This is a genomic window from Burkholderia sp. BCC0397, from assembly GCF_902832865.1.
Classification (GTDB): Bacteria; Pseudomonadota; Gammaproteobacteria; order Burkholderiales; family Burkholderiaceae; genus Burkholderia.
The window spans coordinates 77788-98193 of record NZ_CADFDL010000008.1; the positions used below are offsets into that span (position 1 = coordinate 77788).

Sequence of the window (20406 nt, forward strand, 5' to 3'; positions counted from 1 at the left end):
CGAAAAGACAGCGAGGAGTCCATCATGTCCCAGCAACGTTCCATCACGACGGTCGCCCTGCGCCAATGGCGCGCGCCCCTCACCGCCTTCGCCGCAGCGTGCCTGCTGGCCGCCTGCGGCGGTGGCGGCGTCAGCTCGCCGCCGACCAGCAGCAACGACAACAACAACCCGAGCACGAGCGGCACGCCCGGCACGAGCGGCACCAGCGGCTCGCCGACCGGCACCAAGGGCGTCGTCAGCACGGTCGGCCAGACGGCCAGCGACCTCGGCAGCACGGTCGGCAACATCAGCCTGCCGGGCCTCGGCGACGGCGTGACGAAGGGTGTCGGCAGCACCGTGTCGAGCACCGGCACGATCATCAATGCGGCCGCGGATGCGTTGAGCAACGGGCTGGGGCAGATCGGCTCGACGAAGGACCCGGTCGGCACCACCGTTGCCGGTCTCGGCAATGTCGTCGGCGCAACCAGCAACACGGTGTCGGGCCTGAGCTCGACGGTCAAGGCGCTGGGCACGGGCCCGCTGGCACCGCTCGCGCCGGTCACGACGCCGGTCGGCACCGTGCTCGACACGGTCGCCAACGGTCTGACGGCCGCCGGCACGACGATCGGCTCGACGCTGTCGTCGGGCGCCGTGCAGCAGGTCACGCAACCGATCAGCTCGGCGATCACGCCGCTCGTGATCACCGCCGGCCAGGTCACGCAGCAGGTCGGCACGACGACCGGCCTCGGCCAACCCGTGTCGGGCCTGCTCGGCCAGATCGGCGGCGCCATCAGCTCAGCCGGCAAGCAGGTCGCCGGTACGTCGAGCCAGCCGCTCGTCGGCGACGTCGGTCAGCTCGTGACCGTGGTCGGCAATACCGTGACCAACGCGGGCGGCCTCGTCAATCCGAACGGCCCGAACGGCGCGGCACCGATCCCCGGCCTGATCACGAGCCTCGTCGGCGGCTCGACGGCTACCGTGCAGAACGGCCCGTCGTCGGGTTCCGGTTCGACGAACCCACTCGGCGGCCTGCTGTCGGGTCTCGGCTCCACGCCGCTCGGTTCGCTCACGGGCGCAGTCGGCGGCGCAACGGGCAGCTCGGGCAGCAATCCGCTCGCGCCCGTCACCGGACTCGTGTCGACGGTCACCGGTGCGCTCGGCAGTGCAACGGGTGGCGCAGGCAGTGCAAACCCTCTCGCACCCGTTACCGGTTTGCTGAATACTGTCACCGGAGCAGTGGGTGGTGCAGCAGGGTCCGGGGGCTCGAGCCCGCTCGCGCCGGTCACGTCGCTAGTCGGCAGCGTGTCGGGTACGGCATCGTCGGGCGGCGGTTCGACGGGCCTGCTGGCACCGGTCACGGGGTTGCTGGGTACGCTGGGTAGCGTCGGCAAGTAAGGAGGACGGTCGCGTCATCGCAGCCGGAGCGAATGACGCGGCCGTACGAACACAACCGGCATTGCGGCACGCGGCGCGCGACACCCTGGTGTCGTGCGCCGGCATGACAAAGAAGACGAAAAGCAAGGCCTACGAGGAAGAACAATGAAATCCAGACTCGACAGATGGATGATGCTGCTCGCCATCGCGGCAGCAGGCACGGCACAGGCACAAACACGCGTGGGTGGTAACCCGCTCGACTCCCTTCCCCAGATCAACGCACCGAAGACGGGCCCGAACGTCACCGTTCAGGTCGCACCGCAGGCGCCGCAATTGCAGGAGCTGCTGTCGCGGCACCTGACGCCGAAGACGTTCCAGGTCGAAGGCGTGAAGTCGGTGCCGTTCGAGGAAATCACGCGCCGCTTCACGCCGCTCGTCGGCAAGGACATCACGATCGGCGAGCTGATCGAAACCGCCAACGGCGTGACGAAGCTGTACCAGGAACGTGGCTACGCGCTGTCGTTCGCGTTCGTTCCCGCGCAGACGTTCGAGAACGGCGTCGTGCGCATCACGGTGGTCGAAGGCTATGTGTCGGACGTCAAGGTCACCGGCAAACCCGGCGCGATGGAACCGAAGATCCGCGCGATCGCCGCGCACATCACGGCCGACCGCCCGCTGCGCCGCGCGACGTTCGAGCGCTACGTGAACACGTTCGGCCTGCTGCCCGGCCTCACTGTGAAGGCGAACGTCCCGCCGCCGCAAACCACCGACGGCGCGACGACGCTCGAACTCGCGGTCGATCGCAAGCCGTTCAACGTCAGCACGGGTATCGACTTCAACCACCCGGGCGTCCAGGGCCTCATCACCGCGACCGAAAACGGCCTCACGCGGTTCGGCGAGCAGTTGAGCATCTCGGCGCTCGCGCCGCCGGGACGTGACAAGCAAACCTACTTCGCGTTCAGCGGCGCGGTGCCCGTCGGCAGCAGCGGCCTGATCACGCGCCTCGATGCCAGCACGTATCGCGGCAAGCCGACCGACAACCCGGGGTTGCCATCGTACGTCGAGCGTACGGTGAAGAACGAAAAACTCGGTCTTTCGGCATCCTATCCGATACTGTTGAACAACCAGCGCAGCCTGCTTGGCACCGTGTCGGGTTATGCGTCGCATAACGAAGATCGCTACCAGAACAAGATCAACGGCGCGAGCCTCGATACGCGCTCGCAAGTCCGCGTGCTGCAGATGCAGCTCGACTACACGAGCGTCCAGCCGAAACAGGTACAGAAGCTGAGCGTCAACGTCGCGAAAGGCTTCAACATCCTCGGTGCGTCGAAAGCGCAGGACATCACCGTCGGTACGACGACGACCTCGGTGGACAGCCCGATCTCGCTGACCTTCGTTCGCACCGGCGCGACCTTCACGCAGACGAACGAATGGCCGTTCCGGATCGGCACGTCGGTTTCGCTGACCGGGCAATACAGTCCGGACTCGCTGCCGACGTCCGAACAGGTCTCGTTCGGCTCGACCCGTTACGCGCTCGGCTATCAGCCGGGCGAAACGTCGGGCGACTCGGGCTGGGGGATGTCGCTGGAAGTCAACCGCGGTTTCTCACCGGGTTGGACGTATCTGAAATCGATCACGCCGTACATCGCGTACGACATGGCGCGCGTGTATCTGCACTCGGGCACGCCATCGCCGAACCGCATGTCGTCGGTCGGCATCGGCGTGCGGCTCACGGACAGCCGCTACTACAGTCTCGACCTGAACGTCGCCAAACCGGTGGGCGACGCACCGGTCGAAAGCGCATCACGCAGCCCGCGCATCAACGCCGCGTTCTCGTATCAGCTCAACTGATCGGTCACCAAAGTCACCCAACAGCCCGCGTCACGCGGGCTGTTTCGATTAGAGTCCCCTCTATCAAACGTGGCGCGCGGTTTCACGTATTCTGGCGAAGCTCGCAACAGGCCCGCCCCATGCAGACGGTCGTGCGGGCGAATCGAACAGACATGCAAAACAAGGAGGATGACAATGATTCAACTGACTCGCCCGTTGCGTGCAATCGCCATTGCCGGCGCCCTGCTCACGTGCGCAGCCCCCACGTTCGCGCAAGCCGACAGCCCCATCGGCATGTGGCAGACGATCGACGACAACACCCATCAACCGAAGGCACTCGTGCAGATCGCCGAGGACGGCGACGGCTTGATGACGGGCAAGGTCGTCAAGGGCCTCGGTGCGAACGATACGCCCGATCGCCGCTGCACCGCGTGCACGGACGAGCGCAAGGATCAGCTCATCAAGGGCATGACGATCATCAAGGCGATGAAGAAGGAAGGCGACCACTGGGACGGCGGCAACATTCTCGACCCGGAGAACGGCAAGGTCTACAAGTGCAAGATGACGCTTGAAGACGGCGGCCAAAAGCTCGTGGTGCGCGGCTACATCGGCGTGTCGCTGCTGGGCCGGTCGCAGACCTGGGTTCGCCAGCAATAACGCAGTACGCGCCCAGACGCGTGGCTCAGCGCGGCTCAATGAAAAAATCGGCCTGCGACGACGTCGCCAGGCCGATTTCTTTTAGTGCGTGCACAACGAAAACCGATGAACATCACGCCGCGTGCTTCATCGTATCCGATGCATAGCTACCCGGTGCACGATACGCGGGTGCCGCGTTGCTACGCGCCTCGGCCGCCTTCGATTGCGTGTGCTTGCGCATTCGCGCGGACAGTTCATTGCACAGATTCATGCCGGCGTCGCCATAGAGCTCACGCATCACGTTCATCAGCGTGCCCGTTTCGTGCCACACCTTGAAGCGGCGATGGCATGTTTGATACGACGGGTAACGGCGCGGCATGGCCGACCATGTTGCGCCACTGTAGATCACCCAGAGCACACCGTTCAGCACGGCCCGCGTATTGGCTAATGGCCGGCCGCGCAACTCGGTGCGCGGCTGCATTTCGGGCAGAAGCGGCGCGACGCAGCCCCATTCGTGGTCGGTTAAATCGCGATACGGTGTCATGGACGTCTCCAGCCTTAATAACCATGACACCACAATATCGGCTCACCTCAACGATGAATATAAGACAAATCCGAAAATACCCGAAGATTGGCTGAATTTAACCGAAATTGACGTTTAAATCCCGCCAATTGCCAGAGCTCTCGATCAGCTCAGGTCAACGACGTATCGACGATGCGGCGCGGAGTTTCGAGATACTCCTTCGACTGCATCTCGACGATGCGCGAGACCGTACGCGCGAATTCGTTGGCCATCGGGCCTTCGACGTACAACGCTTCGGCCGGCACCGCCGCGGACATCAGCAGCTTGACCTTGTGATCGTACAGCACGTCGATGAGCCACGTGAAGCGGCGCGCTTCGGACGCCATCCGCGGCGACATCTGCGGCACCTCGGACAGCACGATCGCATGAAAGCGGCTCGCCAGTTCGAGGTAATCGTTTTGCGAACGCGGGCCGCCGCACAGCGTCGCGAAATCGAACCACACGACGCCGTCCGCCTTGCGCAGCGCCTTCAGCTCGCGCTTCTCGATATGCAGGATCGGACTCTCGTCGGGCACGGCCGCGAGCTTGCCGAATGCATGGCGCAGTTCGCGATCGGCCTCCGCGCCGAGCGGCGTGTGATACATCTTCACCTGCGCGAGCGTGCGCTGGCGATAGTCGACCCCCGCATCGACGTTGAGCACGTCGAGCTTTTCCTTGATCAGCGCGATCGCCGGCAGCATGCGGTCGCGATGCAGGCCGTCCGGATACAGGTCGTCGGGATCGTAATTGGACGTCATCACGAACTGCACGCCGTTGTTGAACAGGCGGTCGAGCAGGCGGTACAGGATCATCGCGTCGGCGATGTCCGACACGTGAAACTCGTCGAAGCAGATCAGCCGGTAACGCTTCGCGATGCGTCGCGCGAGTTCATCGAGCGGATCGGCCTGCCCTTTCAGCTCCTCGAGCTCGCGGTGCACTTCGCGCATGAATTCGTGGAAATGCAGGCGCGTCTTGCGCTGCACGGGTACGACTGCGTAGAAGCTGTCCATCAGGAAGCTCTTGCCGCGACCGACACCGCCCCACATGTAGACGCCGCGCGGCAGCTCCGGATGAATGATGAGCTTCTTGAACGCGTTGGAGCGGCGCGCCTTGTAGTCGACCCATTCGTCGAAACAGCGCTGCAGGCGATCGACGGCCGCGCGCTGGGCGGGATCGGACTGATAGCCGCGCGTGGTCAGTTCGCGCGTGTAGTATTCGGTGACGTTCATCGGGCAAACCGGAAAGAACGAAGGCGAGCGGGAAACCCCGCCCGCCTTCGTCATGAGACGGCCGCGCCGGCCAACGGCCGGCAGGCGCTACACCGTGCTCAGCTGTTCAGCGAGCGCTTGTCGACCGCGAGCGCCGCTTCGCGCATCACTTCCGACATCGACGGGTGCGGATGGCAGATGCGGGCGATGTCTTCCGACGCCGCCTTGAATTCCATCGCCACCACGGCTTCCGCGATCAGGTCCGACGCGTTCGCCGCGATCACGTGCACGCCGAGCAGTTCGTCGGTCTTCGCGTCCGCGATCATCTTCACGAAACCGTCCGGCGCGTTCATGCCGAGCGCGCGGCCGTTGATCGAGAACGGGAACTTGCCCGACTTGATCTCGCGGCCTTCGGCCTTCAGCTGCTGCTCCGTCTTGCCGACCCAGGCGATTTCCGGGTACGTGTAGATCACCCACGGAATGCAGTTGTAGTCGATGTGCGGCTTCTGGCCGTCGATCACTTCCGCGACCAGCACGCCTTCGTCTTCCGCCTTGTGCGCGAGCATCGGGCCGCGCACCACGTCGCCGATCGCGTACACGTTCGGCACCGCCGTGCGGCAGTGGTCGTCCACGTCGATGAAGCCGCGCTCGTTCGCCTTCAGGCCGATCGCCTCGAGACCGAGGTTGTCGGTGTTCGGCACGCGGCCGACCGACACGATCAGGCGGTCGGCGTCGAGCGTCTGCGCGTTGCCGTCCTTGTCCGTGTAAGCGATCGACACGCCGTTCGCGGTCGTCTTCACGTCGCCGATCTTCACGCCGAGATGGATGTCGAGGCCCTGCTTCTTGAACAGCTTCGCCGCTTCCTTCGCGAGCGCTTCGTCGGCTGCGCCGAGGAACGCCGGCAGCGCTTCGAGCACCGTCACTTCGGCACCCAGACGACGCCACACCGAGCCGAGCTCGAGGCCGATCACGCCTGCGCCGATCACGGCGAGCTTCTTCGGCACCGACTCGAACGTCAGTGCGCCTTCGTTGTCCGACACGATCTTGTTGTCGACCGGGACGTTCGGCAGGTGACGCGCCTTCGAGCCCGTCGCGATGATCACGTTCTTCGCGGTGACGACTTCGGCTTCGCCCTCGCCGCTCACTTCGATCTGCACGCCGGCGTCGGTCTTGCCGGTGAACTTGCCATGGCCCTTCAGCCAGGTGATCTTGTTCTTCTTGAACAGGAACTCGATCCCGCTCGTCATCTTCTCGACGATCGCATCCTTGCGGCCGAGCATCTTCGGGACGTCGATCTTCACGCCGTCGACCGTGATGCCGTGGTCGGCCAGGTGATGCGACGTGTTCTCGAACTCTTCCGACGACGCGAGCAGCGCCTTCGACGGGATGCAGCCGACGTTCAGGCAGGTGCCGCCGAGCTTCAGCGCGCCGGCCGGGTTCTTCCACTTCTCGATACAGGCAACGGTCTTGCCGAGCTGCGCGGCGCGAATCGCGGCGATGTAGCCGCCGGGGCCGGCGCCGATCACGACGACGTCAAATTCCTTGGACATGACAATCCTTTCTACTTGTACGCCCGCGGGTTCGCGCGTGGACGCGAACCCGCGGAACGGGTCGATGCGGTGAGACTCGGCTTACAGGTCGAGCAGCAGGCGTGCCGGATCTTCCAGCGCATCCTTCATCGCGACGAGCGACAGCACGGCTTCGCGGCCGTCGATGATGCGGTGGTCGTACGACAGCGCGAGGTAGTTGATCGGGCGGATCACGATCTGGCCGTTCTCGACGACCGGGCGCTCCTTCGTCGCGTGCACGCCGAGGATGGCCGACTGCGGCGGGTTGATGATCGGGGTCGACAGCATCGAACCGAACACGCCGCCGTTCGAGATCGAGAACGTACCGCCCGTCATTTCCTCGATCGACAGCTTGCCGTCCTTCGCCTTCTGGCCGAATTCGGCGATCTTCTTCTCGATCTCGGCGAGGCTCAGCTGATCCGCGTTGCGCAGGATCGGCACGACCAGGCCGCGCGGCGAACCGACCGCGATACCGATGTCGAAGTAGCCGTGGTAGACGATGTCGTTACCGTCGATCGACGCGTTCACGAGCGGGAACTTCTTCAGCGCATGGACGGCCGCCTTCACGAAGAACGACATGAAGCCGAGCTTCACGCCGTGTTCCTTCTCGAACTTGTCCTTGTACTTGTTACGCAGTTCCATGACCGGAGCCATGTTCACTTCGTTGAACGTCGTCAGGATCGCGTTGGTCTGCTGCGATTCGAGCAGGCGCTCGGCGATACGCGCACGCAGGCGCGACATCGGCACGCGCTGTTCCGGACGGTCGCTCAGCCACGTCGCTGCCGACGCCGGCACCTTCACTTCCGGCAGCGCCGGCTTCGCGGCGGCGGTCTTCGCCGGTGCGGCCGCCGGAGCAGCCTTCGGCGCGCTGCCTGCGGCCAGCGCGTCGCCCTTCGTGACGCGGCCGTCGCGGCCCGAACCTGCGACGTCGCCCGTCGACAGGCCCTTCTCGGCCAGCAGCTTCGCTGCGGCCGGCGAGGCGGCGGCCGAGCTCGATGCGGTCGCGGCAACCGGCTGTGCGGCCGGCGCGGCTGCAGCAGGCGCTGCCGCCGGCTTGACTTCGGCGGCACCTGCCGCGGCTTCTGCAGCACCCGCCTTCGCTTCGGTGTCGATCGTCGCGATCAGCTGATCGGCGACCACCGTGTCGCCGTCGTTCTGCAGCACTTGCGCGAGCACGCCCGCTGCCGGCGCCGGCACTTCGAGCACGACCTTGTCGGTCTCGAGTTCGATCAGGATTTCGTCCTGCGCGACTGCTTCGCCCGGCTTCTTCTTCCACTGCAGCATGGTGGCTTCCGACACCGACTCCGAAAGCTGGGGGACTTTGACTTCTACGATAGCCATGTGATTTTCCTGGATGCTTAATCTGGGGTGTGACGAGGTTCGTGCGATTCCTTCGGCCGGTGCGGCGCGCGACGCGCCCGGCAGGCCAAAAGGAACGGGAAAGCGCCGCGCGCCTTCCCGTTTCGCTTGACGTCGGTTATTTCGCGAGCGATGCGCTCTTCAGGCGGCCGAATGCACCTTCGATCAGGGCCTTCTGCTGCTCGTAGTGCTTCGCGTAGTAGCCAACCGCCGGCGAGGCCGAAGCCGGACGGCCGCTGTATGCCAGCTTCTGCCCTTCCTTCATGCCTTCCTTCAGGTGGTGCTCGACGTAGAACCAGGGACCCTGGTTCTGCGGCTCGTCCTGCACCCAGACCACTTCAGTCGCGTTCTCGTACTTCTTCATTTCGGCTTCGAACTGCTTGTGCGCGAACGGATACAGCTGCTCGATACGGATGATCGCGACGTCGTTCGCCTTCGCTTCGCGGCGATGCGCGACGAGGTCGTAATACACGCGGCCCGAGCACGCCAGCACGCGCTTGACCTTCTTCGCGTCGATGCCGCCGTCGGTTTCGCCCAGCACCGGCTGGAACGAACCCTTCGCCAGTTCCGACAGGTCCGACACCGCTTCCTTGTGACGCAGCAGCGACTTCGGCGTCGCGACGATCAGCGGCTTGCGGAACAGGCGGATCATCTGGCGACGCAGCAGGTGGAAAATCTGCGCCGGCGTCGTCGGCTGAACGACCTGCATGTTGTGGTCAGCACACAGTTGCAGGAAACGCTCGATACGCGTGGACGAGTGTTCCGGACCCTGGCCTTCGTAGCCGTGCGGCAGCAGCATCGTGAGACCCGACACGCGACCCCACTTCACTTCGCCCGACGAGATGAACTGGTCGATCACGACCTGCGCACCGTTGACGAAGTCGCCGAACTGCGCTTCCCACAGCACGAGCGTATTCGGCTCGGCGGTCGAGTAACCGTATTCGAAGCCCAGCACCGCTTCTTCCGACAGCACCGAGTCGATCACCGTGAACTTCGCCTGACCGTCGGCGATGTTCTGCAGCGGCACGTACGTGCCGTCGTTCCAGCGCTCGCGGTTCTGGTCGTGCAGCACCGCGTGACGGTGCGTGAACGTGCCGCGGCCCGAGTCCTGGCCCGTCAGGCGCACCGAGTAGCCCGATGCGACGAGCGACGCGAACGCGAGGTGTTCGCCCATGCCCCAGTCGAGCGGCTGGTCGCCGCGCGCCATGTTGCGGCGGTCGTTGATCACGCGCTCGACGAGCGGGTGGACCTTGAAGTTTTCCGGGACCGTCGTGATGCGTTCGCCCAGGCGCTTCAGTTCGGCGAGCGGCACGGCCGTGTCGGCTGCATCCGTCCACTTGCGGTTCAGGAACGGCACCCAGTCGACCGCGTACTTGCTCTTGTAGTTTGACAGGACCGGGTCGACCGTGTGGTGACCGTCGTCCATCGCCTTGCGGTACGCCTTCACGTAGCCGTCGACGTCTTCCGCGGCGATCACGCCCTGCTGCACGAGCTTCTCGGCGTACAACGCACGGGTGCCCGGGTGCTGCGCGATCTTCTTGTACATCAGCGGCTGCGTGACGGCCGGCGTGTCCTGCTCGTTGTGACCCAGCTTGCGGAAGCAGACGATGTCGATCACGACATCCTTGTGGAACTGCATCCGGTAGTCGATCGCGATTTGCGTCGCGAGCACGACGGCTTCCGGATCGTCACCGTTCACGTGCAGCACCGGCGCCTCGATCATCTTGACGACGTCGGTACAGTACAGCGTCGAGCGCGCGTCGCGCGGGTCGGACGTCGTGAAGCCGATCTGGTTGTTGATGACGATGTGCAGCGTGCCGTGCGTGCCGTAACCGCGCGTCTGCGCGAGGTTCAGCGTTTCCATCACGACGCCCTGGCCTGCGAAGGCCGCGTCGCCGTGGATCTGCACCGGCAGCACCTGCAGGCCGTCTTCGTCGCCGCGGCGATCCATCCGCGCCTTCGCGGAACCTTCGACCACCGGGTTCACGATTTCGAGGTGCGACGGGTTGAACGCGAGCGACAGGTGGACCGGGCCGCCTTCCGTCGACACGTCCGACGAGAAGCCCTTGTGGTATTTCACGTCACCGGCCGGCAGGTCGTCGACGTGCTTGCCTTCGAATTCGGCGAACAGGTCGGCCGGCATCTTGCCCAGCGTGTTGACCAGCACGTTCAGACGGCCGCGGTGAGCCATGCCGATGATGATTTCCTGCACGCCGCTCTTGCCCGCGTGCTGGACGACTTCGTCCATCGCCGCGATGAAGCTTTCGCCGCCTTCGAGCGAGAAGCGCTTCTGGCCGACGTACTTGGTGTGCAGGTAGCGCTCGAGGCCTTCGGCGGCCGTCAGGCGATTCAGGATGTGCTTCTTCTTGTCGGCCGAGAAGGCCGGCGTCGCGCGGGTCGACTCCAGGCGCTCCTGCCACCAGCGCTTCTGCTCCGGATCGCTGATGTACATGAACTCAGCGCCGATCGTGCCGCAGTACGTGTCGCGCAGGCCCTTGACGATGTCGCGCAGCGAAGCCTGGTCGAAACCGAAGTACAGGTTGCTTGCGCTGTACGTCTGGTCGAGGTCGCCTTCGGAGAAATCGTAGAACGCGGGTTCGAGCTCGGGAATGGCCGGACGTTCGCGACGCTTCAGCGGATCGAGATTGGCCCATTGCGAGCCGAGGAAGCGGTAGGCGCTGATGAGCGACTGGACGTGCACCTGCTTGCGTGCGGTCGCGAGATTGCTGGTGCTTTCGCGCGGAATGAAGGCATTGGCCTTCGCGCGCTCGGCGAACGATTCGACGATCGGGAAGTGAGCGACGTCATTGGCGGTCGAGCCGTCCGTTGCAGGCACGTTCTGCAGCGCGTCGAAATACTCTCGCCAGTTCTCCGGCACCGACGCCGGATTGTTGAGGTATGCATCGTACAGTTCTTCAACGTACGAAGCATTGCCGCCGAACAGATAGGAGTTCAGCTGAAACTGCTTCATTACATCTGACATTTTACGCTCACCTTTCTTCGAGCTTCTCGAGAAATAGCGGGTTACTCAACCTTCCGCGACACGGCCTGACCGTTTAGCGGATTGCGAATCAAGTCTTGCTTGGAAGGACCTAAAACTTGCGTGCGCGCAGCATATCACAGAACCGATACCGGAGTTCACGGCGAAATGTGCGTGAAAGCACCGCGCGGCGGGGTTTTGCCGGATTGCCGCGACCTGCGGGAACAGTGTTTTGCAGGCCGCCCGGTTGCACGCTGCGCAGATGCAAAAAGGCTGCCCGAAGGCAGCCTTTTCGTCGTGCTCGGGAACAGTCGATGCTTAGTCGACCGCGCCTTCGCGGCTCGCGCGGCGACGCTCGTGCTCCTTCAGGAAGCGCTTGCGCAGGCGGATCGACTGCGGCGTCACTTCGACGAGTTCGTCGTCGTCGATGAATTCGACCGCGTATTCCAGCGACATCTGGACCGGCGGCACGAGACGCACGGCTTCGTCGGTACCCGACGCGCGCACGTTGGTCAGCTGCTTGCCCTTGATCGGGTTCACGACGAGGTCGTTGTCGCGGCTGTGAATGCCGATGATCATACCCTCATACAGCGCGTCGCCCGGCTTCACGAACATGCGGCCGCGATCCTGCAGCTTCCACAGTGCGTAGGCCACCGCTGCGCCGTCGTCCTGCGAGATCAGCACGCCGTTGCGGCGCTCGAACACGGAGCCGTCCTTGACCGGTGCGTACGAGTCGAAGATGTGGCTCATCAGGCCCGTGCCGCGCGTGAGCGTCAGGAATTCGCTCTGGAAGCCGATCAGGCCACGCGCCGAGATCTTGTATTCCAGGCGCGTGCGGCCGCGGCCGTCCGACGCCATGTCGAGCATTTCGCCCTTGCGGCGGCCCAGCTCTTCCATCACGCCGCCCTGGTGTTCGTCTTCGACGTCGACCGTCAGCAGCTCGTACGGCTCGTGACGCACGCCGTCGATTTCCTGCATCACGACGCGCGGACGCGACACGGCCAGCTCGTAGCCTTCGCGGCGCATGTTCTCGACGAGAATCGTCAGGTGCAGTTCGCCGCGGCCCGACACTTCGAACACCGTTTCGTCGCCGGTATCCTTCACGCGCAGCGCGACGTTGTGGTTCAGTTCCTTCATCAGGCGGTCGCGGATCTGGCGGCTCGTCACGAACTTGCCTTCGCGGCCGGCGAGCGGCGACGAGTTGACGAGGAAGTTCATCGTCAGCGTCGGCTCGTCGACGGTGATCATCGGCAGCGCTTCCGGCGTGTCGACCGCGCAGATCGTCGCGCCGATGCCGACGTCTTCAATGCCGTTGATCAGCACGATGTCGCCCGCTTCGGCCGATTCGACCTGCACGCGCTCGAGGCCCTTGAACGACAGCACCTGGTTGATCTTGCGGTTCAGCACGTCGCCTTCCGGGCCGAAGCGCATCACGACCGGCTGACCCGGCTTGATGCGGCCGCGCGTGATACGGCCGACGCCGATCCGGCCGACGTACGTCGAATAGTCGAGCGACGTGATCTGGAGCTGCAGCGGCGCTTCCGGATCGGCCGGGCGAACCGGCACGTGCGCGAGGATCGACTCGAACAGCGGGCGCATGTCGCCTTCGCGGGCAGCCGGATCGAGCGACGCGTAGCCGTTCAGGCCCGACGCGTAGACGATCGGGAAGTCGAGCTGCTCTTCGGTCGCGCCGAGCTTGTCGAACAGGTCGAAGGTCTGGTTGATGACCCAGTCGATCCGTGCGCCCGGACGGTCGATCTTGTTGACGACGACGATCGGCTTCAGGCCGAGCGCGAGCGCCTTCTTCGTGACGAAGCGCGTCTGCGGCATCGGGCCTTCGACCGCGTCGACGAGCAGCAGCACCGAGTCGACCATCGACAGCACGCGCTCGACCTCGCCACCGAAGTCCGCGTGCCCCGGCGTGTCGACGATGTTGATGTGCGTGCCTTCGTATTCGACCGCGCAGTTCTTCGCGAGAATCGTGATCCCGCGCTCTTTTTCGATGTCGTTCGAGTCCATCACCCGCTCCACCATCTGCTGGTTCTCGCGGAAGGTGCCGGACTGGCGGAGCAGTTGGTCGACGAGCGTGGTCTTGCCGTGGTCGACGTGGGCGATGATGGCGATGTTGCGAAGGGCGCGGGTCATAGAAACCTGGAAATCGTTTGAACGCGCAAACGCGCGCGCTCGTTTTCACGGGCGCGCGTTGCAGCTTGGAGAGCCTCAAATTATAGCACGTGCGAGTGTCGAAAGCTGATCCATGCGTTGCAACGCAGCAAAACGGGCCGCTCCGCCCCGCGCTACCGAACAGGCCAACCCTCTTCCGCCTCACCGCCGGCCGGCCGAAAAACCTTATCACGATAAGGGATTCTCGCCAGACGGAGCGCGCGTTTTGCCGTTCGATTAACATTTGCCGCGGCAAGCAATTGTACCTATACTGCTGCCTAGTCAACTATTGCAGCTTCAGGGTTTTATGTCGGATTCTCCTACCCCACCGCCCGTTTCGCCGCTGTCTTCGTATCAGATGAACGACAGCGTCGGTTATCTGATGTCGCGCGTGAAGTCGGTGATGACCAACCTCGTCACGCAGCGCACGCAGGAAGAGCTCGGCATCACGGGCACGCAGGCGAGCATGCTGTTCATGATCGCCGTCGGCAGGTGCTCGACGGCCGCCGAACTCGCGCGCGAATACGGGATCGACGCAAGCGCGGTCACGCGCCTGCTCGACCGGGTCGAGAAACGCGGCCTGCTGTCGCGCGTGCGCAGCGTCGAGGACCGACGCGTCGTGCGCCTCGAGCTCACCGACGAAGGCCGTGCGCTGGCCGAACGGCTGCCGCCCATTTTTCGCAGTGTTCTCGACCAGGTGCTGGACGGGTTTACGCCGGAAGAAGTCGGGTTCCTGAAGAGCATGCTGCGCCGCATTCTCAGCAACTATTGCGAGACGGCCGGCGGTAGCATCACGTAATAGTTGCCATAACAATTACTTTTGACAGATTAATGTAAGGAAATCCTTGCAGTGTCCATCATTCATTCCGAGTCAGGGGTTAGCGCGATGAAATCCTCCCCGTTGTCCGTGCGCGCCGGGTCGTGCCGCGCCGCCGTCGCCGCCGCGGTCGCCGCGCTGGCGCTGGCGGGCTGCGCGAATTACATCGGCATCAAGAGCGACAAGCAGATCGCACCCGCGTCACAATTCGAATCCGCCCAGAGCCTGCCGGCCCAGGGCGGCCAATGGCCGGCGCTCGACTGGGCCAGCCAGTTCGGCGATCCGCAACTGCCGAAACTGATCGACGAAGCGCTGCAGGGCAACCCGTCGATCGCGCAGGCGCAGGCGCGCATCGCGAAGGCCTCGTCATACATCGAATCGTCGCGCTCGAACCTGATGCCGAAGGCCGAAGCCAGCTATTCGTGGACGCGCGAGCTGTATTCGTCGAACGCGCTGTTCCCGCCCCCGTACGGCGGCCAGTGGTACAGCGAAAACAACGCGCTCGCGAGCGCCTCGTGGGAACTCGACCTGTGGGGCAAGAACCGCGAGCGCCTGCACACGGCCGTGTCGCAGGAAAAGGCCGCCGAAGCCGACATGCAACAGGCTCGCATCACGCTCGCGTCGTCGGTCGCGCGCACCTACAACTCGCTCGCACAGCTCTATGCGCTGCGCGACATCGCGCAACGCGAGATCAGCAACCGCGAGACGGTCGGCAAGATCACCGACGGCCGCGTATCGGCCGGCCTCGACACCAACGTCGAACGCCAGACGGCCCGCGGCAACATCGCGACGACCCAGGCCTCGCTGTCGGACCTCGACGGCCAGATCACGACGGTGCGCTACCAGCTCGCCGCGCTGCTCGGCAAGGGCCCGGATCGCGGGCTGCAGATCGCGGCGCCCGTGATGAACCCGAGCGGCAACGTCGTGCTGCCCGGCAACCTGCCGGCCGATCTCGTGTCGCGCCGCCCCGACATCGTCGCCGCGCGCTGGCAGGTCGAAGCCGCGATGCACGACGTGAAGGAAGCGAAGGCCGAGTTCTACCCCGACGTGAACCTCGCGGCCGGCTTCGGCTTCGATGCGTTCGGCTGGGGCAAATTCCTGAACTTCGCGAGCCGCCAGGCGCAGTTCGGCCCGGCGATCCACCTGCCGATCTTCGATGCCGGCGCGCTGCGCGCCCAGCTCAAGGGCCGCTACGCCGACTTCGACCTGTCGGTCGCGAACTACAACCAGACGCTGATCAGCGCGCTGAACGACGTCGCGACGCAGGTCGCGTCGATCCGCGCGGTCGATCGCCAGATGGGCGACGCCCAACGTGCGCTCGACGCATCGACGCGTGCGTACGATCTCGCGGTCATCCGCTACAAGGCCGGCCTGTCGCCGCAACTGCAGGTGCTGACGGCGGACAGCAACCGCCTCGCATCGGAACAGACGGTGACCAACCTGAAGATGCGCCGGCGCGACATGCAGCTCGCCCTGATCAAGGCGCTCGGCGGCGGGTTCGACGCGACCGGCACGCCGCTCGCCGCGCCCGATGCGGCCACGCCGACCAAACAGGCCGCCAACTGATCCGGCGCCACCCATTACGCAGACACTCGAAATAACGGACGGAGAAAATCGCCATGAGCGACCAACAAAACGCCGCCAGCGCGCAGCCGCAGAATAACGGCAAGCGCAAACGAATGATGACGCTGCTCATCGCGGTCATCGTGATCGCGGCCATCGCATACGGCCTGTACTACTTCCTCGTCGCCCGCTTCCATGAAGATACCGACGATGCGTACGTGAACGGCAACGTCGTGCAGATCACGCCGCAGGTCACCGGCACCGTGATCGCCGTGAAGGCGGACGACACGCAAACGATCAAGGCCGGCGATCCGCTCGTCGTGCTCGACCCGGCCGATTCGCAGGTCGCGCTGCAGCAGGCGGAAGCCAACCTCGCGCAGACGGTGCGCCAGGTGCGCGGCCTGTTCGTCAACGATGACCAGTACCGCGCGCAAGTCGCGCTGCGCCAGTCGGACCTGTCGAAGGCCCAGGACGACCTGCGTCGCCGCGTGGCCGTCGCGCAGACGGGCGCCGTGTCGCAGGAAGAAATCTCGCACGCCCGCGACGCGGTGAAGGCCGCACAGGCATCGGTCGACGCCGCGCAGCAGCAGCTCGCATCGAATCGCGCATTGACCGCGAACACGACGATCGCATCGCACCCGAACGTGATGGCCGCCGCCGCGAAGGTGCGCGACGCGTACCTCGCGAACGCACGTAACGTGCTGCCGGCGCCGGTCACCGGCTACGTCGCGAAGCGCTCGGTGCAGGTCGGCCAGCGTGTGTCGCCCGGCAACCCGCTGATGTCGGTGGTGCCGCTCAATGCCGTGTGGGTCGACGCGAACTTCAAGGAAGTCCAGTTGAAGCACATGCGCATCGGTCAGCCGGTCGAGATGACGGCCGACATCTACGGTTCGTCGGTCACGTACCACGGCAAGGTCGTCGGCTTCTCGGCCGGCACGGGCTCGGCGTTCTCGCTGCTGCCGGCGCAGAACGCGACCGGCAACTGGATCAAGGTCGTGCAGCGCCTGCCGGTGCGGATCGAGCTCGACCCGAAGGATCTCGACAAGCATCCGCTGCGCATCGGCCTGTCGATGCAGGTCGACGTGGACATCAAGGACGAACGCGGCGACCAGCTCGTCAACGCGCCGAATACCGTCTACGAGACCAACGTGTTCGCGAAATACGGCGACGAAGCCGACGCCGAAATCACGCGCATCATCGCCGAGAACGCAGGCGGCAACGCGTCGGCGCCGGTCGCGGCGAAGCAGAGCAGCGCCGCGAAAATGATGTAACCGTTCCGACTTCGGAAAGGCAACCGACATGGCACAGGCTCCTGCCTCCTACCCGCCCCTGCAGGGCGGACAACTCCTGCTCGGGACGATCGCAGTGTCGCTCGCGGTGTTCATGAACGTGCTCGACACGTCCATCGCGAACGTCGCGATCCCGACCATCTCGGGCGACCTCGGCGTGTCGTCCGACCAGGGCACGTGGGTCATCACGTCGTTCGCGGTCGCGAACGCAATCTCGGTGCCGCTGACCGGCTGGCTGACCGACCGTTTCGGGCAAGTCCGCCTGTTCCTCGCGTCGATCATCCTGTTCGTCATCTCGTCGTGGATGTGCGGGCTGGCGCCGAGCCTGCCGTTTCTGCTCGCGTCGCGCGTGCTCCAGGGCGCGGTCGCCGGGCCGATGATTCCGCTGTCGCAAGCGCTGCTGCTGTCGAGCTATCCGCGCGCGAAGGCACCGATGGCGCTCGCACTATGGGCGATGACGACGCTGATCGCGCCCGTCGCGGGCCCGATTCTCGGCGGCTGGATCTCGGACAACTATTCGTGGCCGTGGATCTTCTACGTCAACATCCCGGTCGGCATCGCCGCCGCCGCCGCGACGTGGGTGATCTACCGCAATCGGGAGTCGGCCGTGCGCCGCGCGCCGATCGACGGTGTGGGCCTCGCGCTGCTGGTCGTCTGGGTCGGCTCGCTGCAGATCATGCTCGACAAGGGCAAGGATCTCGACTGGTTCGCGTCGACGACCATCATCGTGCTCGCGCTGACCGCTGTCATTGCGTTCGCGTTCTTCGTGATCTGGGAGCTGACCGCCGAGCACCCGGTCGTCGACCTGTCGCTGTTCCGCATGCGCAACTTCACCGGCGGCACAGTCGCGCTGTCGATCGGGTACGGCCTGTACTTCGGTAATCTCGTGCTGTTACCGCTGTGGCTGCAGACCCAAATCGGCTACACCGCGACCGACGCCGGCCTCGTGATGGCGCCGGTCGGGTTGTTCGCAATCCTGTTGTCGCCACTCACCGGGAAGTATCTGCCGCGCACCGATCCGCGCTTCATTTCGACTGCGTCGTTCCTGACGTTTGCGCTGTGCTTCTGGATGCGTTCGCGCTACACGACCGGCGTCGACGAATGGTCGCTGACGCTGCCGACGCTCGTGCAGGGCATCGCGATGGCGGGCTTCTTCATCCCGCTCGTGTCGATCACGCTGTCCGGCCTGCCCGGCCACCGCATTCCCGCAGCGTCCGGCCTGTCGAACTTCGTGCGGATCATGTGCGGCGGCATCGGCACGTCGATCTTCCAGACCGCGTGGGATCATCGGAACAACTTCCATCACGCGCAACTGGTCGAGCAGGCGAACCCGTACAACCCGACGTTCAATCAGGCCGTCACGCAAATGGGCAACCTCGGTCTGACGCGGGATCAGGCGCACGGCCTCATCAACAACATGGCCACGCAACAGGCCGCGCAGCTCGGCGTGAACGATCTGTTCTATATCTCGGCGGCGATCTTCGTGCTGCTGATCGCACTGATCTGGATCACCAAGCCCGAACGCGCGGGCGGCGGCGATGCGGGTGCGGCGGCGTCGGCGGCGCACTGAGCGCTACCCGGCAGCGCATCACTGCGCGATCACGCCAAACAAAAAGCCCGGTCGAAATCGACCGGGCTTTTTTCATTCTGCTGCGTACACGTGCGTGCGCCGCTGCATCATTGCGCCGTCACGACGAGCCGTTCCGGTGCGAGCACGCCATTCGCCTTGCGTGCCACGCCGAGCAATCGCGTTGCGTCGTACACGCGCACGCGCTCGCCGTCGGCCGCGTCGATCGGCTCGAGCGCCGACAGCGGCAGGCGCTGGCCGTGCAGGAACCGCTTCGCGGACGCGTCGTCGAGCCGAATGGCCGGAAACGTCGACAGCAACGCATCGACCGGCTGAAGCCATGCATCGCGCGCCGACTCGGCAGCGTCCGACAGCGCATCGAGCGTCACCGCATGCTCGAGCGTCAGCGCACCGACGCCCGTGCGACGCAGCATCGTCAGATGCGCGCCGCAACCCAGCGCCTCGCCGATATCCTCCGCCAGCGTGCGCACATACGTACCCTTGCTGCAGGTCACGCGGAATGTCACGTCGGGCAGCTCGCAGGCGAGCAGCTCGAGCGCGTGGATCGTCACGTTGCGGCCTTCCCGCTCGACGGTCTGGCCGGCGCGCGCATATTCGTACAGCGGCTTGCCGTCGCGCTTGAGCGCCGAATACATCGGCGGTACCTGCACGATGTCGCCGGTGAAGCGCACGAGCGCGGCTTCCACCGCCGCACGATCGCACTCGACCGGCCGCGTGTCGATCACGTCGCCTTCCGCGTCGCCGGTGGCCGTGCGCTGGCCGAGACGCATCGTCGCTTCGTAGGTCTTGTCGGCGTCGAGCAAGTCCTGCGAGAACTTGGTCGCTTCGCCGAAACACAGAGGCAGCAGGCCCGAAGCCAGCGGATCGAGCGTGCCGGTGTGACCGGCTTTCTTCGCGAGAAGCAGGCGCTTCGCACGAATCAACGCATCGTTGCTCGACAGGCCGACCGGCTTGTCCAGCAGGAGAACGCCGTCCAGCACGCGCCGGGGCACGCGCGGACGTTGGGGTGCTGCATTCGTCATAGGCCGGTCGAGCTCAGTCGTCCTTGGCAGGCGCGTCGGCCTCGTCGTCGTCCTTCGCGCGCGTCGAGTTCGCTTCCTTGATCAGGCGCGACATTTCGACGGCCTTCTCGATCGTCTGGTCGTAATGAAAATGCAGCGTCGGCACCGTATGAATGTGCAGGCGCTTGAACAGCAGGTTGTGCAGGTGACCCGACGCATGGTTCAGCGCCTCCTGCGTCTTGTCCGGATCGCCGGTGAGCGCCGTGAAGTAGACCTTCGCGTGCGCATAGTCCGGCGTGAGCTCCACGCTCTGGATGGTCACGATGCCGATGCGCGGATCTTTGACCTCGCGCATGATGAGTTCGGACAGGTCGCGCTGAATCTGGTCGGCGATCTGAACGTTGCGATTGGGGGAAGTACGTTTCCTGGACATGATCGATCCGTGATCCGTTTATCAGGATGAAGCGGCGGCCATGTTCGGCACGCCGC

15 protein-coding genes are annotated in these 20406 nt (G+C 64.8%); 7 read left to right on the plus strand and 8 right to left on the minus strand.

Translation table 11 applies throughout. The features are described from left to right. Positions 1-24: 24 nt before the first annotated feature. From HWX03_RS23505 to HWX03_RS23515, 3 genes are all read left to right on the plus strand, one after another. Positions 25-1374, plus strand: a complete 1350-nt coding sequence (locus HWX03_RS23505) for a collagen-like triple helix repeat-containing protein (RefSeq protein WP_175872839.1) — start codon at positions 25-27, stop codon at positions 1372-1374. A 144-nt stretch (positions 1375-1518) separates the two neighbouring features. Beyond that, on the plus strand, positions 1519-3204 hold the full coding sequence (locus HWX03_RS23510) for a ShlB/FhaC/HecB family hemolysin secretion/activation protein (protein WP_175872840.1): 1686 nt from the start codon (positions 1519-1521) through the stop codon (positions 3202-3204). 174 nt (positions 3205-3378) lie between these two features. Further along, positions 3379-3840 (plus strand): DUF2147 domain-containing protein, encoded by a 462-nt coding sequence (locus HWX03_RS23515; RefSeq protein ID WP_175819957.1) that lies wholly within the window; start codon positions 3379-3381, stop codon positions 3838-3840. 112 nt (positions 3841-3952) lie between these two features. Here HWX03_RS23515 and HWX03_RS23520 read toward each other — a convergent pair whose 3' ends face one another. The 6 genes from HWX03_RS23520 to typA all read right to left on the minus strand — a co-directional run bounded on the left by HWX03_RS23520 (position 3953) and on the right by typA (position 13641). After that, entirely contained in the window at positions 3953-4393 is a 441-nt protein-coding gene (locus tag HWX03_RS23520) for a transposase (RefSeq protein WP_175872841.1), read from the minus strand. Positions 4394-4512: 119 nt separating this feature from the next. Beyond that, positions 4513-5610 (minus strand): cell division protein ZapE, encoded by a 1098-nt coding sequence (gene zapE, locus HWX03_RS23525; protein ID WP_174386692.1) that lies wholly within the window; start codon positions 5608-5610, stop codon positions 4513-4515. Between the two features lie 98 nt (positions 5611-5708). Beyond that, the gene (gene lpdA / locus HWX03_RS23530; RefSeq protein ID WP_175872842.1) at positions 5709-7139 is read right to left on the minus strand and encodes a dihydrolipoyl dehydrogenase; all 1431 of its coding nucleotides are present in this window, start codon (positions 7137-7139) and stop codon (positions 5709-5711) included. An 81-nt stretch (positions 7140-7220) separates the two neighbouring features. Continuing rightward, on the minus strand, positions 7221-8498 hold the full coding sequence (gene odhB, locus HWX03_RS23535; protein ID WP_175872843.1) for a 2-oxoglutarate dehydrogenase complex dihydrolipoyllysine-residue succinyltransferase: 1278 nt from the start codon (positions 8496-8498) through the stop codon (positions 7221-7223). A 136-nt stretch (positions 8499-8634) separates the two neighbouring features. After that, positions 8635-11499 carry a 2-oxoglutarate dehydrogenase E1 component gene (locus HWX03_RS23540; RefSeq protein ID WP_175872844.1) on the minus strand — a complete coding sequence of 955 codons (2865 nt, stop codon included), beginning with the start codon at positions 11497-11499 and terminating at the stop codon, positions 8635-8637. A 315-nt stretch (positions 11500-11814) separates the two neighbouring features. Then, on the minus strand, positions 11815-13641 hold the full coding sequence (gene typA, locus HWX03_RS23545; protein ID WP_175819961.1) for a translational GTPase TypA: 1827 nt from the start codon (positions 13639-13641) through the stop codon (positions 11815-11817). Positions 13642-13966: 325 nt separating this feature from the next. Here typA and HWX03_RS23550 point away from each other — a divergent pair, with 325 nt between their 5' ends. The 4 genes from HWX03_RS23550 (at position 13967) to HWX03_RS23565 (ending at position 18898) form a co-directional block, all read left to right on the plus strand. After that, the gene (locus HWX03_RS23550) at positions 13967-14458 is read left to right on the plus strand and encodes a MarR family transcriptional regulator (protein WP_174429482.1); all 492 of its coding nucleotides are present in this window, start codon (positions 13967-13969) and stop codon (positions 14456-14458) included. Between the two features lie 87 nt (positions 14459-14545). Continuing rightward, entirely contained in the window at positions 14546-16042 is a 1497-nt protein-coding gene (locus HWX03_RS23555; protein WP_175872845.1) for an efflux transporter outer membrane subunit, read from the plus strand. Between the two features lie 53 nt (positions 16043-16095). Next, complete coding sequence (locus HWX03_RS23560; protein WP_175872846.1) at positions 16096-17310, plus strand: HlyD family secretion protein; 1215 nt, start codon at positions 16096-16098, stop codon at positions 17308-17310. A gap of 28 nt (positions 17311-17338) precedes the next feature. Continuing rightward, positions 17339-18898 (plus strand): DHA2 family efflux MFS transporter permease subunit, encoded by a 1560-nt coding sequence (locus HWX03_RS23565; protein WP_175872847.1) that lies wholly within the window; start codon positions 17339-17341, stop codon positions 18896-18898. Between the two features lie 107 nt (positions 18899-19005). On the opposite strand, the gene truB is transcribed toward HWX03_RS23565, so the two are convergent. Together truB and rbfA are read right to left on the minus strand one after the other, a co-directional pair. Then, a complete protein-coding gene (truB, locus tag HWX03_RS23570; protein ID WP_059789764.1) occupies positions 19006-19938 on the minus strand; it encodes a tRNA pseudouridine(55) synthase TruB in 933 nt (310 codons plus the stop codon). A gap of 13 nt (positions 19939-19951) precedes the next feature. Beyond that, positions 19952-20350, minus strand: a complete 399-nt coding sequence (rbfA, locus tag HWX03_RS23575) for a 30S ribosome-binding factor RbfA (protein WP_006495346.1) — start codon at positions 20348-20350, stop codon at positions 19952-19954. Positions 20351-20406 lie beyond the last annotated feature (56 nt).